This is a genomic window from Vitreimonas sp., assembly GCF_036392335.1.
Lineage (GTDB): Bacteria > Pseudomonadota > Alphaproteobacteria > Caulobacterales > Aquidulcibacteraceae > Vitreimonas.
Window position 1 is genome coordinate 20,756 of sequence record NZ_DASVYD010000037.1, and the last position, 14,766, is coordinate 35,521.

Consider the following 14,766-nt stretch of genomic DNA (forward strand, 5'->3'; position numbering starts at 1 on the left):
CGCGTTTTGTGATGCGTGCAAGCGCGCCGCGGCGCGCGCTAGGCATAGGATGCAGCTTGCTCGGGCGTCGGCGCGACCGTTTCGGGTCGAGCGGCGTCCGCCGCCATCACGGCCGGCGGGGCCACCTCCTCAGGCGTCAGGAAGACGCCGGCGCTTGCGGCCAGCATGCCCGCTTGCGTGCTCGAGGTGAGCACGGTCAACGGCACGCTGAAGACCAGTCCAAACAGGATGGGCGCCGTCCAGATCACCAGATCCGAATAGGGCGCGGCGAGCGCCAGCACGAAAACGCCGATGGCCGTGTGCCACCAGCACGCACGCCAGGCTTCCGACCAGGGCGCGGCGTCCGCGGACCGGCGTTGAGAATTCCAGCCGCTGTCGTAGCCGAGCAGCGTTTCCGCAACGGCGCGGCAGGTGAAGAGCATGCGCATCGGGGCCAGAACCGCTGACATCACCAACTCGCCCAGCAGGCCCGCGATGACGGCGAAGCCGCCGCCAAAGGCTCTGCGTTCTTCGGGGCGCGTAAGGATGAGCAATGCGCCCATGACTTTGGGCCCAAACAGCATCACCACCGTGAGCACGATGCTCCAGTGCAATTCGAGCAATTGCTCGGCGCTGCCTGAAAACCAGGGTTCGCCTGGTTCGGGCGCGCCCTGCTCAAGGCGCAGCGCAATGCCGGCGCTCAGGAACGCGAGCCAGAGCGGCGCCGCGAAATAGACCATCGCCGCCATGGCGATCTGCACCTTGGCGAGCCAGCCGAGCCCCTGCGCGCGCATCAGGCCGAGATGTTGGAGATTGCCCTGGCACCAGCGGCGGTCGCGAATGGCTTCGTCCACCAGGGTCGGCGGGCATTGCTCGTAGGAGCCTTCCAGCAGCGGCGCCATTTCCACGCCCCAGCCGGCGCGGCGCATGAACATGCTCTCGATGACATCATGGCTGAGGATTTCACCGCCGAACGGCGGGGCCCCCTCAAGCCGCGGCAGCCCTGCGTTCGCGGCGAAGGCGCGCGTGCGCAGGATGGCGTTGTGGCCCCAGAACAGGCCCTCCGCGCCCGTCCACCAGGCGACGCCGGCGCTGGCGACCCGGCCATAGAGGCGAATGCCGAATTGCATGTGGCGCGCGAACAGAGTCTCGCCGGCCATGCCCATGGGGATGGTCTGCAGCACGCCGAGATCAGGGCGCGCGTCCATGTAAACCGGCAGGGCTTGCAACAGCTCGGCGCTCATCAGCGAGTCGGCGTCGAGCACAATCATGTATTCGTAGGCGCCGCCAAAATTGCGGACCCAATCGGCGACATTGCCGGACTTGCGGCCATGATTGATGGCGCGCCGACGATAGTAGAAGGCGCTGTGGCTGCTGGCGGCGGCATTGGCGGCGGCGAGGCCCTCTTGGGCCGCGACAAGCTCCTTGTTGGTGTCGCTCAGGACGAAAAAGTCGAACTGGCTGCTGAGACCCTTACGGGCGAGCGCGTTATCCATCGCGCGCAGACGTGCATAGACGGCGGCCACGTCTTCGTTGCGTACAACGGCGAGCAACGCCGTGCGTTTATGCGAAGCGCCGTGGATGTCCTCCACCTTGAAGAAACCGCCGCGGCGTGTCGCCAACAGGAAGAAGCCGGCGAGGGCGCTGCAGAACCAGCAAGAGATGCCGATGAAGAGCGGACCGAACAGCACGAGTGCTGCGACCTCGATCCAGGTGAAGCCTTCCCCTGCGAACAAGTCATAAGGGGCCATGAAGGCCGCGAACGTCAGCAGGAAGGTGGCGGCGAACAGGCCGGTGCGACGCAGCCACATCGGCGTGTATTCATGCCAGCGACGCGCTTGCGCCGGCTGGGACACGGGCTGGGTAGGCATCGCCAAGGTTGCCGGCGGCGGCAGAATGTGCGGCGTCGTCGCGTGATCGTAAGGCAATGGATCCCCCGGAGCGCATTGAGGCGCCAACCCGCTTAAACACGTAAGTGCGATATCGGTTGCACAGATACAATGCCCAAGCGTCGCACACCACTTGGGCGAGGCCCGCGCAGCGTCGCTAAAGAATGTGGCGCCTGGAAAGCTCCAATGCGTCTCGTTGCCGCTGGCGTCGCCGAATCTTGCCCGACGCGCGCGGCCTCGAACCCATTTCCTGTAAAAAGCCGGCTCTTTTCATCGATAACGCGAAATGTCCGCCCGAAACGATCCGCGGGCGTCAAGCTATGCAAGGAAGCAATGCTTACGCGTGAAAGTGCAATGGTCGCCTTGGCGCGTGGTCAAGCCTGACGTTCGGCCCTATTTTGCGAACTAAGGAGCCCCCGTTCATGGCCGAGATTTCGCACGCGCAGCTGCGCAGCTTTACGGATCAGATTTGGAACGACGAGATTGTTCCGACCCTCGTTGAATACATCGCCATTCCCAACAAGTCGCCGTCGTTCGACCCTGACTGGGAGAAGCATGGCCACATGGAACGGGCGGTGCAGCTGTTCGTGTCCTGGGCGGAAAAGAAGTTGCCCGCGCTCAACGCGACGCTGAGCGTCGAACGCGCGCCGGGTCGCACGCCGCTGATTTTCATCGATGTCCCCGGAAGCGTGAGCGGCGACACCGTGCTGCTCTACGGCCATTTGGATAAGCAGCCAGAAATGACCGGATGGGCGGACGGCAAGGGGCCGTGGATTCCGGTGCTTGAAGGCGACAAGCTCTATGGACGCGGCGGCGCCGACGATGGCTACGCGATGTTCGGCGCACTGGGCGCGCTGTTGGCCCTCAAGGATCAGGGCGTGCCGCACAAGCGCGCCGTGATCGTGATCGAAGCGAGCGAGGAGAGCGGCTCTCCGGACTTGCCTTTCTACATGGATGCGCTCGCTGATCGTATCGGCAAAGTCTCGCTGGTGGTCTGCCTCGATAGCGGCTGCGGCGATTATGAGCGGCTTTGGCTCACGACCTCGTTGCGCGGGTTGGTTGGCGGCGTCTTGCGTGTCGACGTGCTGAACGAGGGCGTACACTCAGGCGACGCGTCCGGCGTCGTGCCGTCAAGTTTTCGTATCCTGCGTCAGGTGCTGGCGCGGTTGGAGAACATTGAGACTGGCGAAGTCGTCGTGGACGAGTTGAAGGCCAAAATTCCGGACGAGCGTGTGCGTCAGGCGAAAGTCGCTGCGCAGGCGCTGGGCGATCAGGTTTATGCGAAATTTCCGTTCGTCGACGGCATGAAGCCCGCTGGAACGGATCTTGCGGAATTGGTGCTGAACCGCACCTGGCGGCCGGCGCTTTCGGTGACAGGCTTCGCCGGCGCGCCAGCGCCGCAGGATGCAGGCAATGTGCTGCGCCCCTTCACCGAAGCCAAGCTCTCGATGCGCATTCCGCCGACGGTCGATGCGGTGCAAGCGAGCAAGCGCATGAAAGAGATCGTCGAACGTGATCCGCCCTATGGCGCACGCGTCACCTATGAGGGGGAGAAGGCCGGCTCTGGTTGGAACGCGCCGCCAACGGCGGCGTGGCTGGAAGCCGCGCTTGAGGACGCCTCACACGCCGCGTTCGGCAAGCCGGTGGCGATGATGGGCGAAGGCGGCTCGATCCCATTCATGGGCATGCTGGGCGAGAAATTCCCCGAGGCGCAATTCGTGGTGACGGGTGTGCTTGGGCCGCACTCGAACGCGCACGGGCCGAACGAATTTCTGCACATCCCAACCGGCAAGCGGGTGACGGAAGTGGTGGCGCGCGTCGTCGCCGCGCACGCGTCGCACTAATCAGCCGGCGTGCTTATGGGCGAGGGGCGTGACGGTGGCGGCCGGCGCGTCTCGCTCAGGGGGGCGCTTGCGGGCGTAGCGCATCACAGTGGCGGCGAGCATGTCGCGATCCGCCGGCTTCACGATGTGCTCGGCGGCGCCTAGTGCGAGCGCGTGACCGCGGTCTTCGTTGACCGAAAGCACGACCACCGGAATGTCCTGCGTCGCCGGGTCGTGCTTCAGGCTTTGCAGCACGCGCCAGCCCGAGCGGTCCGGCAGGAAGATGTCTAGCAGCACGAGCGCCGGCGCCTTGGCGCGCGCAAGCGCGAGGCCGGCTTCGCCGCCGCCAACGCCTTGCACGGCGAAACCGGCGCGGGTGAGGGCGCGCGCGGCGAGTTCGCGTGCATCGGGTTCGTCTTCGATGACGATGACCAGCGGCTGATCGGCCGTGCCTTGCATCTCATCGATCTTCGCGGCGGCGCCCAGAGCCGCGGCGGCGTCGGAGAAGTTCACGGGCACATGCACGGTGAAGATGGAGCCTTCGCCGAGCTTGCTTTCGACGGTGACATCGCCGCCCAGTAATTGCGCGAAGCGGCGTGTGATGGTGAGACCAAGGCCCGTGCCGCCATATTGCTGCGTGATGCTCGGGTCGGCCTGCACGAACGGTTGGAATAGGCGCGACATGTGCTCGCTGGACATGCCGATGCCGGTGTCGCGCACGCTGATGAACATTTGCTCGACGCCATTGAATTCGCGGCGGTCGCAGGTGACCTCGATGGCGCCGTTCTTCGTGAATTTGGCGGCATTGGAGAGGAAGTTCAGCACGCACTGGCCAAGCTTCATGGAATCGGTCTGCGCGAGGCCGCCATCCGCCAGTCCGGTCAGCGTGATGACGTTGCCGTTCTGCTCCGCGACCGGACGAATGGTGGCAATGACGTCGTCAAGCATTTCGCACGGGTCAAACTCCGTGGTGCTCACGTCCATGCGGCCGGCTTCGATCTTGGAGAGGTCCAGAATTTCGTTGATCAGGCTCAACAGGTGCTTGGCGGCGCCTAAAATGCGTTGCAGGTCTTGCACGGTGGCTGCGTCGCCATTGTCCTGTGCATCTTCCTGCAGCATCTCAGCATAGCCGATGATGGCGTTGAGCGGGGTGCGCAGTTCGTGACTCATGTTCGCGAGGAACTGCGACTTGGCGAGATTGGCGCTTTCCGCGGCGTGACGGGCGTGGGCCAGATCATCCACGCCACGTTCGATATCGATCGCGCCTTGCGCGAGTGCGCCAAGGATGCGCGCAAGACCAGCCGACAGCGTCTCAAGCGGCGCGCGCGTCTCGGTGGTCAAGGACAATTCATTGCGCAGCGTTTTTAGGGTCTCACCCTGCGCTAAGAGCGCGGTGGATGCGTCTTTCAAAGCATCCTGAGAAAGGGCGGGTGCGGCGACGCTCGGTTCGCCTGTGCGGGAAACGCAGGTGACGCGGACCGGAGCGCCCTCCGGCGTGGTGCGGACGAAGGCGTGGTGACGCACGCGGACGCGCGATCCGTCGGGGCGCATCACGTCGTGGGCCAGCGCCAGGCGGCGAACGGCGCCGTGTGTGGGGGCGAAAGCGGACTTCACCAGCGCGCGATCTTCGGGCGGCGCAAAGCACGCGCCTTCGACCACGTCGCGATAGCTGATCGGTCGACCGACCAAGGCGGCGAGGCGGTCGGCGCCGATGAGCCGTTCGCGCGTGAAATCGATCTCCCAAGCCGCCGACGTCGCGTCGCTGAAGCTCATGTTGAGCTGTCGCAGCCACTCGATGTCCTGCACCCGCGCATGTGAAGCGCGATGCGCGTGATGCAGGCCCGCAGCAAGCACGTACGCCACACAAGCGCCAACGGCGAGTACGGTGGCGAAGGCGGTCAAGCCGCCGCTCGCAAACAGAAACACGAGTCCGAGCGCTGCATAGGGCGCGCAGATCGCCAATGCATAGAGCCGGCCACGTCGCGCGGAGAACGCCGTGTGGGTGCAAAGCATCGCGAGCATGGCGGCGGCAAGGGGCGCGCCGACTGCGGATTGCTCGAACCAAAGGATGCCGGGCGCGACAGCAAGGCTCGCCGACTGCGCGAGATCGAGCGTGAAATGTAGTGATTTAGTGTGCGTACCGACAAGCGCGTTGGCGTGCGTGCTCGCCCATTTGTGCATCTCATCGACCATGAGCGCGAGGCCGAACCACACAGCGCCCAAAGGCAAGCCCGCCGAAATCGAGGTGGCGACGGCAATCAGCGCGTACAGATAATAACGCGTGCGTGTGCTGGAGAAGATCTCCGCCGCTGCGCGTTCGATCGCCGCATGGTTGATGAAATGTTGCACGCCCCGCCCCGATGGCTAATTTGCGCTAAGCCTATCGGCGCTCTGTAAAGCAAGCGTTCGCGCATCTGCGTTTTCGTTTTATTTTGAGACGAAAAGTGCGCGGTTTTCCTGGCGTTTGTGAAGAGTGTGTTGACGCGTGACTTTGGCGGGGATGTGAAGAATGAATTTTCGTTCGGACAATACAGCTGCGGCGGCCGCGGAGATCGTCGCCGCCTTAACCGCCGTAAACGATAAACCGGCGCCCGCGTACGGAGAGGATGTCTGGTCGCGCAAATTGAACGAAGCGTTCAGTGCGTTGTTCGAGCGGGAGGTGCGCGTCTTTACAGTCGCTAGCGGCACCGCGGCGAACGCGATCGCGCTCGCCAGCGTCACGCCGCCCTGGGGCGCGGTGCTGTGCCATCGCGAGGCGCACATCGAGTGCGATGAATGCGGCGCGCCGGAATTCTTCTCAGGAGGCGCAAAACTCGTCCTGATCGAGGGCGAAGCAGCCAAGATCACGCCGGCGGCGTTGCAGGAAGCCATCGTACGCAATGCGCGTGGGATTCATTCCGTGGCGCCGAGCGTTGTTTCGATCTCGCAAACGACAGAGCGTGGGGCCGTGTATAAACCTGAGGAGGTGGCGGCGATCGGCGAGATCGCCAAGCGAGCGGGGCTCGCAACCCACATGGACGGTGCGCGGTTTGGCAACGCCGTTGCCGCGCTTGGGTGCGCGCCAGCGGATGTGACCTGGCGGGCGGGCGTCGATCTGCTCTCGTTTGGCGCCACCAAGAATGGCGCGATCGCGGCGGAAGCAATCGTGTGCTTCGATCTGGACCGTGCCGAGGAGATCGCGCGGCGACGCAAGCGCGGCGGCCATCTGCTGTGCAAGGGACGTTATCCGGCCGCGCAATTCTTGGCATATCTCGAGGGCGGCTTGTGGCTGAAGCTCGCCGCACGCGCCAACGCGCTGGCGACGAAACTCGGTGCGGCCGGTGCGGCCCATGTATCGACGCCGGTGGAGAGTAATCAGGTGTTCATCAAGCCAGGGGCCGAAAAGCTGGCGAAGCTGCGTGCAGCGGGGGCCGAGTTCTATGATTGGTCGCCGGGTGAGGCGCGGCTCGTCGTCTCCTGGAACCAGTCGGAGGCGGACATCGAAGCCATGTGCCGCCTTTTGGCGTCGCTCTAACTCGCCGCGCGTCGGGCGAGAGGTTGATCCGGGACGGCGACCGCGAGCGGCGGGGGCGTGCGTCGTGACAGGCCGTGTGCGGTCTTTGACCAATGGTGGGGCCTGACGAGCAGTTCAAGCAGGGCGCGCAATGCGGCGATGGTGGCGAGCGGCCAATAGAAGGGCATCGTCAGCGCGGCCCGGATATGACTTAGGTTTCCGGACAGCGCCACCGCGCTCAAGGCGGCGAACACGGCGACGCAATAGCCGAACACCGCCAGCGCAAAATCCGAGGGCGTGAGCAAATTGTACGGTGAGAGGGCCGCGATCAGCACAATGCACGCGAGCGGCCCATGCGCGAAAGCGGCGAGCAGGCCGCCGCCGAGAACAAGTTGCATCGCCGCAAATCCGCGAAAGCCGAAGTCGCGCGCGGCGCCAAGCGGATCGCGCATGAGCACGAGCCAAGTCTGCATATGCCCCTTGATCCAGCGCGTCCGCTGACTGAGCCAAGCCCCAAAACTGATCGGGGCTTCTTCATAGGTCGGTGGGCCGATGACGGAGAGCGCGTACCCATCCCGGGCGAGGCGATAGCCCAGGTCGGCGTCTTCGGTGACGTTGAGTAATTTTCCGCGATTTTGCCGCACTTTGCGGTTTTTCCGCGCGCGCGGCGCATCCCCTTGTCGTGCTTGGCTTTTCCTTCCTAGCTGAACCCTACCGGGCCCTACCGGTCCCTATGCCTCCCTCTGCAGCGAATGGGACAGGAACGGGATTTGAGGGATGCAGTGGAGCGTATCAGTTGCCAAGACCATCGAACCACAAGCTCAAACTAACGCGTCGCGCGATCGAAGATCTGCAGCCTGAAGGTCGACGTTATCGCGTTCTAGACACCGAGATTGCAGGCCTCTCGATCATGGTGATGCCGTCGGGCCGCAAGACCTGGTCGGTGCGCTATAAGCCGGAAGGCGCTTCGCCAACGGAGGTCGTGCTCGGCGATTATCCTGGTGTGCTTCCCGAGACCGCGCGCGATTATGCGGGCAAAGTACGCTCTGGCGCACGGCTCGAAGGGCGCGACCTTGCCAAGGAGCGCAAAGAGGCGAGGCGCACGCACGCGATTCGCAAGGAGCGGACCGTCGACAAGGTGCTTGAGACCTATATGGCGGATGCTGAGCGCAGGATGCGCGACTGCACCATCGTCCGGCTGAAGTCGACTATCCGGCTCTATGTGACGCCCAAATTCGGCAAGAAGAGTATTGGGCTCCTCACATTGGATGAGGTGCGGCGCTACGTTGAGGAGATTGAGGATTCGGGGCGCCCTGGAGCCGCACGGAGTGCGTGCTCAGCGTTCAAGGGGCTTATGGCCTTCGCGCTCCAGAGAGGCCTGATCGAACGTAACGTGCTGGCGGGGTATCCAGGTCCGAGCATTGCCAGTCGCGAGCGCGTCGCCACGCAGGACGAACTCAAGCTCGTTTGGTGGGGCCTGGTGGATATGGCCACCAATCCGCACGGCCGTTCGACCGCTCAGGCGCTGCAACTCGCTTTGTTGACGCTGCAGCGGCGTGGCGAGGTTGCTGGGCTCAGCAGGTCCGAAGTGGATATTAGCGCTAGGCGCTGGACGATCCCGGGGAGCAGAACCAAGAACAAGTCGCCCCAGGTTGTCCCGCTGGCTCCGCTCGCGTTGAAGGTCGTGCAGGAGGGTTTTGCGCACACTGGAACTGATCAAGCATTTGCGGGTCGCAAGATGCTAGTTGCATCGACTGGCCATGCACTAACGCGCGGCTTCATCCGTCTGCGGGAAGATGTCGGCGCCGGCGATCTTACGGTGCACGACCTGCGCCGCACCGGCGCGACCATGATGGCGGAGATCGGCATCTCGGGCGATGTGATCAGCCGAATACTGAACCACACGCCACCGGGTCCGCAGGTGACGAAGATCTATAATCGCTTCGACTACGAACCTCAGAAGCGCGAAGCTCTAGAGCGCTGGGAGGAGCACCTGATGCAAATCGTTCAGCGCGCTAAGGCGAGGCAGTGATCATTCGAGGAGCTACCCACTTTCGCCTCCGACACGATGAGGCGACTTACCCAGCGCAATCCGGAATTCGAAGAATTGTGCGTCGCATCGTGGCAGTGAGCCGCGCTTCGATTGAAGGGCTTGCTGTTCTGCTCTCACTGTCGCTTCGTGCTAGCAATTGGCGTAGTTCACCGGCTGCGAATGCGGATATCGTAATCCACTGTCTCACTCGATCAACAATGTGCGTCGCCAAGTAGCAGGAAAGAACGCCAGATGACTGGTCTACGGCAAGCGCCAGAACCCAAGCCGGCCGCGACGGTTCTCCTGCTGCGCGATCAGCCCTTGTTTCAGGTCTTGATGGTAAAGCGTCATCATCAAATCGACTTTGCGTCCGGCGCTCTGGTTTTCCCCGGTGGTAAGACACAAGCTGGCGACAGCGATGAACGATGGGCGGCGCATTCCGTTGGCTGGGATCAGCTGGACGCGCTTCAGCGAACGCTCCGCATTGCCGCGATCCGGGAAACTTTCGAGGAAGCGGGATTGCTTCTGGCGCAAGGCGCCGACGGATCGCCTTTCGAGGCCGCCTGCGATGTCGCCGTTCGAAGGGCTGTGGACGTTGGCGAGGCGGCCTTCATCGACGTCGTGAGCGATCTCGGAGTAAGGCTGCGGCTCGACGATATGGCCGTCTTCGCGCGTTGGATCACGCCCACCGTGATGCCAAAGCGTTTCGACACGTGGTTCTACGCGCTGCATGCCCCACCCGGCCAGATGGCAGCCTGCGATGGATCCGAGACCGTCGACGCAGAATGGCTCGCTCCGGCCGAGGCCATTAGATTGGCGGCTGCGGGAGAGCGCTCCATCATATTTCCCACGCTCATGAACCTGCGATTGCTTGCCGAAGCGCGCGATGCTCGTGACTGCATCGCGCGGGCGAGAGCGCGCAGTCTCGTGACGGTGTTGCCTGAAGTCTTGGTACGGAATGGAGAGACGGGTCTCAGCATTCCGTCCAACGCCGGTTATGGCGAGGTATGGCAACCTTTGAGCGCGTTCTCGTGAGATTTAAGGTTGTCCCCGGGGCACCTCGAAGTTTCGCGCCCGACCGGGATTTGATGAGTCCGCATGACAAGCGGCAAGAGCTGCAGGCGCGCAGGTGAAGCGGCCTCGCTCGCACCCTTGAGGTCAAGGACGTGATCTAGCGAACACAGCGTTAGCGCCAAGCTCGCTCTCGGCGCGTTTTAGACGGGATTCCTTGGTCGCACGGCTTGACCGCCGCGCCCGGGCATTGGACGGTCGAAAAAAAATACCCCGGCCCACTAGGGACCGGGGCTTTAAGCGAACGCAGTGGCCTGGGAGGGCACAACCGCGTCGTGTACAGCCGCGGGAGCAGCTGATCGGTAGGGGGCGTTAGTACCGCGCGCGAACGGTGACTCCGTACGTCTGCGGCTCGCTCGGATAGATGACGTAGGTGTTCTGCAGCGTGGCCTGGAACGCACCGACATAATAGAACTCGTCGGTCAGGTTGCGTCCCCAGAACTCAACCGACCAGCGCTCGTCCTGCGGGCCTATGCCGACGCGGCCGTTAAAGATCGCGAACGCCTCGTTGTCGGTGCGCCCAAGCGGATCGCGGCCCAGGGTCTGGGTGCGATATTCGCTGTTCCAGCGCCCGTCCAAGTAGAACAGCGCGCGCAGGTCGCCGCCTAGCGGCATCTCGTAGGCGATCGCGCCAGTGGCCGTCCACTCCGACGACAGCGCGAGCGGATCGCCCGCGAACACGGCGTTCGGGTCGCTGGCGCCCTGTCCGGCGGTCAGCGGGTTGAATCGTACTTCGCTATCGAAATAGGCGTCGATGTAGCTGACGCCGCCGCTGATCGTGAGGCCTTCCATAGGCGACGACGACAGCTCGAGCTCAGCGCCTTGGCTGATTACCTCCGGCACGTTGCGGGTGATGAAATTGAAGCCGTTGAACGCGTTCAGCTGGTAATCGTGGATTTGCTGATAGAAGGCTGAGAGGTTGAGGGTCGTCGTGCCGCCAAGGACCGTTGACTTTAATCCGATCTCGTAGGCGTCCGTGAACTCGGGATCGAAGTGGGTCTGCTCGATGTTCAGCGTGGCCGCGCTGGTTGTGTCAGGACGCAGCGCCATGCCTTGGCGGTCGAGATTATAGCCACCGGCTTTATAGCCGCGCGAATAGCCGCCATAGAGCATCACGTCGTCCGAGAGATGGTAGGCAAGCGAGATGGTGCCGCTGAATTCGTTCTCCTCGGACGATCCTTCCCAATGTCCGTTGGCCATTGGGTTCACGGCTGGGCTGCACGCAATATTCATCAAGCCGCCCGCGCTTGCGGTGGATTGCAGCACCTCGATGAAGCCAACGCCGTCCGCCGCTCCGCCGAAGAACGGGTCGGTGCCAATCTCAATAGCGCGTAATGCATCGCACGCAGGCGACACAGACAAAAGATCGGCGGTGACGTCCTTGGTTTCGGATGTATATCGCGCGCCAAGGGTCAGCACCAGCTGATCGCTTAGGTTCACCTCGTTATGCGTGAACACGGACCAGCTTTGGGTGTCAGCCTGCCAGTCATCGCTTTGTTGACCGGCGCCCGCCACGTTGCCTTGCAGATAGAAGCCAGCGAGCGCCGGATTGGGATCAAATACGAGTGGCGTCGCGGGATTGTCGCTGGCGCAGTAGAAGAATGAAGGAATCGAGTCCGGTTCGGCGTTCGGCGCACCAGAGTCAAACAATTGGCAACCGCCGGCAGGGCCGCCAATGGCGGCGAGCGGCGCCGTGCCTCCCTGCGCCAGGGCGTTTGCGAATAGATTGGCATGAGCGCCGATACGGATGCGATCGTTGTTCGTGAGGGTCTCGTCGGAATAGAATATCCCCGCGAGCCAGTTGAGACGGCCCGTCTCGCCCTGCAGTCGGAACTCTTGAGTAAAGTTCTCAACGCCGACTTCGACGCCGTCACGGTAGGCGATGTCGATGAGGTTGAAGTCGATGTCTTGGCTGCGGGTCTGTTGCCAATCGCGATATGCGGTGATGGACGTGAAGTTCATGCCGCCGATGTCCCAGTCGAGCTGGGCGGAAAGACCCATATCCTCAGTGACGTCGGAATAGTCGCGCGCGTCCGTTTGCGGCTGAGCTGGCAAACCTGGACCCAACGAAGGAAGGCCGGGCAACGCGCCCGTTACGGTCATGAAGCGGCCTTCTGGATTGATCGCAGGCGTCCCCGCGGGTCCGACGATCGCGGTGACGGCGCCCTGCGTCGAACCGTAGATAAACGGCGTCACGCCGCAGCAAACCTCGTCTGCTTCCGACGCATCGATGATGACCCGCAATGTTGCGTCGGGGTTGATGTCCAATTGCATTTGTCCGCGCGCCGTCCAGCGGTCACGCGTGTTGAGGTCATCGCCTGAAATGAGGTCGGTGATATACCCAGATCGTGATCTGATCGCGCCATCCAGCCGGAATGCCAAGCCGTCGTTCACGGCGATGTTGACACCGGTGCGCAGTCCGGCCTCTTCCAAGTCGTCAAGGCCGAACATGCCTTCAATGTACATGCCCGGCTCGTAGTCGGGTCCTGCGGACACGACGCTGATCGCGCCGGCGGAGGTGTTGCGCCCGAACAAGGTGCCTTGTGGACCACGCAAAACCTCAATCCGCTCCACATCCGGTAGATCGGCGAGCGCTGCGCCCGCGCGTGCGCGGTAAACCCCGTCGATGAAGATGCCGACCGCTGACTCGAAACCGACATTGTCGCCTCCGGTGCCGATACCCCGGATCCGCGCGGTGCTCGCGGCGATGGATTGGCCGGTGCCGAGTTGGAACGATGGCGCGAGTTGGGTGACATCACGGAGGTCCTGGACACCTGCATTAGTGAGCTGCTCACCGCTCACCGCGGTCACCGCCAGCGGAACGTCTTGAATCGCTGCGGTCCGTCCGGTCGCTGTGACGACGATCTCCTCCGAAGCTTCTGGCTCATCCTGCGCAAAGGCGGGACTGAAGGCTCCAATCGCGGCAAGCGACGCCCCTGACAGGAGCGCAAGTGTTGACATTTTCTTCATGGCAATCCCCCCTCGTCCCCGGTTCGCGCAGCGTCCGAGGTTAGTAAAGAGCTTTATAATGAGGAAGTTTGCATATGTCGCGCCGAGCCGCAAGCACTGGCACTAGCGTCAAGAGGCGCGTTTCTGCGAGTGCGGCATTGTCGCCACGCGCGTTGTTGGGTTTTGCCCTGGCAGAGGTGACGCGTCTCATGCGCGCCATCTACGACGCACGGCTGAGTTCGGATGGCTTGAGCGGCGCCAGTTGGCGTGTGCTTGCCTATCTATATCGAGAGGACGGGCTCACCCAGACCCAACTCGCCAAATTACTTGAAGTCAGCAGGCCGGCAGTTGGTCAGATGGTGGATCGGCTGGAAGCGGGTGGTCTAGTTGAAAGGCGCACCGATCCGGATGATCGCCGGTCCTGGCGGGTTTTTCTAAGCCCTCAGTCACAAGCAAAAGTGTTGGACTTCTTGGCCGTAACCGAAGCGGTCGAGACGGAATGCTTTGAAGAATTTTCCGATAGAGAATTGTCGACGTTGACCACTCTGGTCGCACGCCTTCGCGATCATCTTGCTAAAATGCAAGGAGGCTCGCGCGACAATCCGCCCAAAGACTGAAGCGCTTCAGCTCGCGGCGACCTCGTTGAGGAAAGCGAGCACCGCCTCGCAGAAGGCGTCGTTACGATCTCCTGCCACCATGTGGCTCGCACCGGCGATGTCGGTGAATCGCGCGCGTGGCGCAGCGGTCAAAAACGCGCGCGCATTGTCTTCCGAGATCAACTCACTCATCCGGCCGCGGATGAGGTGCAATGGCAGCTCGATCTCGCCCAGCCTTTGCTCGAACTCAGCGATGTTGTGCTCGTTGCGGGATTCCAAAACGCTGGCGATGAAACGCGGGTCCCAGTGCCAGCGGTAGCGTCCGTCAGCGCCAAGCCTCAAATTCTTCGCGAGGCCTGTTAGGTCGCCCCCCTTCGTCCGGTGCGGCAGATAGGTGCTGATCGCCACACTTGCGTCTTCGACGCTATCGAAGCCTTCATGAAGGCGATCGGCCATGAATGCGAGCACCCGCTCAACCCCGCTGGCTTCCATGCGTGGAGTAATATCGACCAGGGTCAGCGAGGCGAACACGCCGGGCGCAACGTGCGTCTCGGCCATGAGGCCGGCTAAGCCGCCGAGCGACGCGCCCACGAGGTGAGGGCGCCTTGTGTCTGTAGAGAGCGCTTTGCCGGCGCGCGCCAGATCGCCTGCAAACCGTTCGAGCCGGTAGTTGCCGTCCGCCGCCCAGCCGCTGTCGCCATGGCCGCGCAGGTCGAGCGCAACAGCGCGCCAGCCCTCAGCAGCCAGACGTGAGGCCGTCCCCGCCCACGCGCGACGCGTTTGTCCCGCCCCATGAGCCAGCAGCACAACGCCGCGGCGCCCGGCGCCAAGACTGTCCGCAACGAGCGGGATTTCGTCGACGCCGGACAAACAGATGCGATCGGCGAGTGCAGACATTAAGGCCTTCTTCCGCATGCGGGATTATAGTAAAGCG

10 protein-coding genes are annotated in these 14,766 nt (G+C 63.1%); 5 read left to right on the forward strand and 5 right to left on the reverse strand.

Annotated elements, in window-relative coordinates:
• Nucleotides 1-38: 38 nt before the first annotated feature.
• On the reverse strand, nucleotides 39-1,907 hold the full coding sequence (gene mdoH / locus VF769_RS08875; RefSeq protein WP_331008035.1) for a glucans biosynthesis glucosyltransferase MdoH: 1,869 nt from the start codon (nucleotides 1,905-1,907) through the stop codon (nucleotides 39-41).
• Between the two features lie 392 nt (nucleotides 1,908-2,299).
• Here mdoH and VF769_RS08880 point away from each other — a divergent pair, with 392 nt between their 5' ends.
• Nucleotides 2,300-3,712: a M20 family metallopeptidase gene (locus VF769_RS08880; protein WP_414731772.1), complete on the forward strand. Its 1,413-nt coding sequence runs from the start codon at nucleotides 2,300-2,302 to the stop codon at nucleotides 3,710-3,712.
• Here VF769_RS08880 and VF769_RS08885 read toward each other — a convergent pair whose 3' ends face one another.
• A complete protein-coding gene (locus VF769_RS08885) occupies nucleotides 3,713-6,040 on the reverse strand; it encodes an ATP-binding protein (protein WP_331008037.1) in 2,328 nt (775 codons plus the stop codon).
• Nucleotides 6,041-6,200: 160 nt separating this feature from the next.
• On the opposite strand from VF769_RS08885, the gene VF769_RS08890 reads away from it, so the two are divergent.
• Nucleotides 6,201-7,205 (forward strand): threonine aldolase family protein, encoded by a 1,005-nt coding sequence (locus VF769_RS08890; RefSeq protein ID WP_331008038.1) that lies wholly within the window; start codon nucleotides 6,201-6,203, stop codon nucleotides 7,203-7,205.
• On the opposite strand, the gene VF769_RS08895 is transcribed toward VF769_RS08890, so the two are convergent.
• Nucleotides 7,202-7,828, reverse strand: coding sequence for a glycosyltransferase (locus tag VF769_RS08895; protein WP_331008039.1), 627 nt, complete (start codon nucleotides 7,826-7,828; stop codon nucleotides 7,202-7,204). The two genes, VF769_RS08890 and VF769_RS08895, sit on opposite strands and share 4 nt — an antisense overlap.
• 152 nt (nucleotides 7,829-7,980) lie before the next feature.
• On the opposite strand from VF769_RS08895, the gene VF769_RS08900 reads away from it, so the two are divergent.
• Nucleotides 7,981-9,216, forward strand: coding sequence for a tyrosine-type recombinase/integrase (locus VF769_RS08900; protein ID WP_331008040.1), 1,236 nt, complete (start codon nucleotides 7,981-7,983; stop codon nucleotides 9,214-9,216).
• Between the two features lie 252 nt (nucleotides 9,217-9,468).
• A complete protein-coding gene (locus tag VF769_RS08905; protein ID WP_331008041.1) occupies nucleotides 9,469-10,251 on the forward strand; it encodes an NUDIX hydrolase in 783 nt (260 codons plus the stop codon).
• Between the two features lie 348 nt (nucleotides 10,252-10,599).
• Here VF769_RS08905 and VF769_RS08910 read toward each other — a convergent pair whose 3' ends face one another.
• Nucleotides 10,600-13,350 carry a TonB-dependent receptor gene (locus VF769_RS08910; RefSeq protein ID WP_331008042.1) on the reverse strand — a complete coding sequence of 917 codons (2,751 nt, stop codon included), beginning with the start codon at nucleotides 13,348-13,350 and terminating at the stop codon, nucleotides 10,600-10,602.
• 95 nt (nucleotides 13,351-13,445) lie between these two features.
• Here VF769_RS08910 and VF769_RS08915 point away from each other — a divergent pair, with 95 nt between their 5' ends.
• Nucleotides 13,446-13,853: a MarR family transcriptional regulator gene (locus VF769_RS08915; RefSeq protein WP_331008043.1), complete on the forward strand. Its 408-nt coding sequence runs from the start codon at nucleotides 13,446-13,448 to the stop codon at nucleotides 13,851-13,853.
• 6 nt (nucleotides 13,854-13,859) lie between these two features.
• On the opposite strand, the gene VF769_RS08920 is transcribed toward VF769_RS08915, so the two are convergent.
• A complete protein-coding gene (locus VF769_RS08920) occupies nucleotides 13,860-14,729 on the reverse strand; it encodes an alpha/beta hydrolase (RefSeq protein ID WP_331008044.1) in 870 nt (289 codons plus the stop codon).
• Nucleotides 14,730-14,766: the final 37 nt, after the last annotated feature.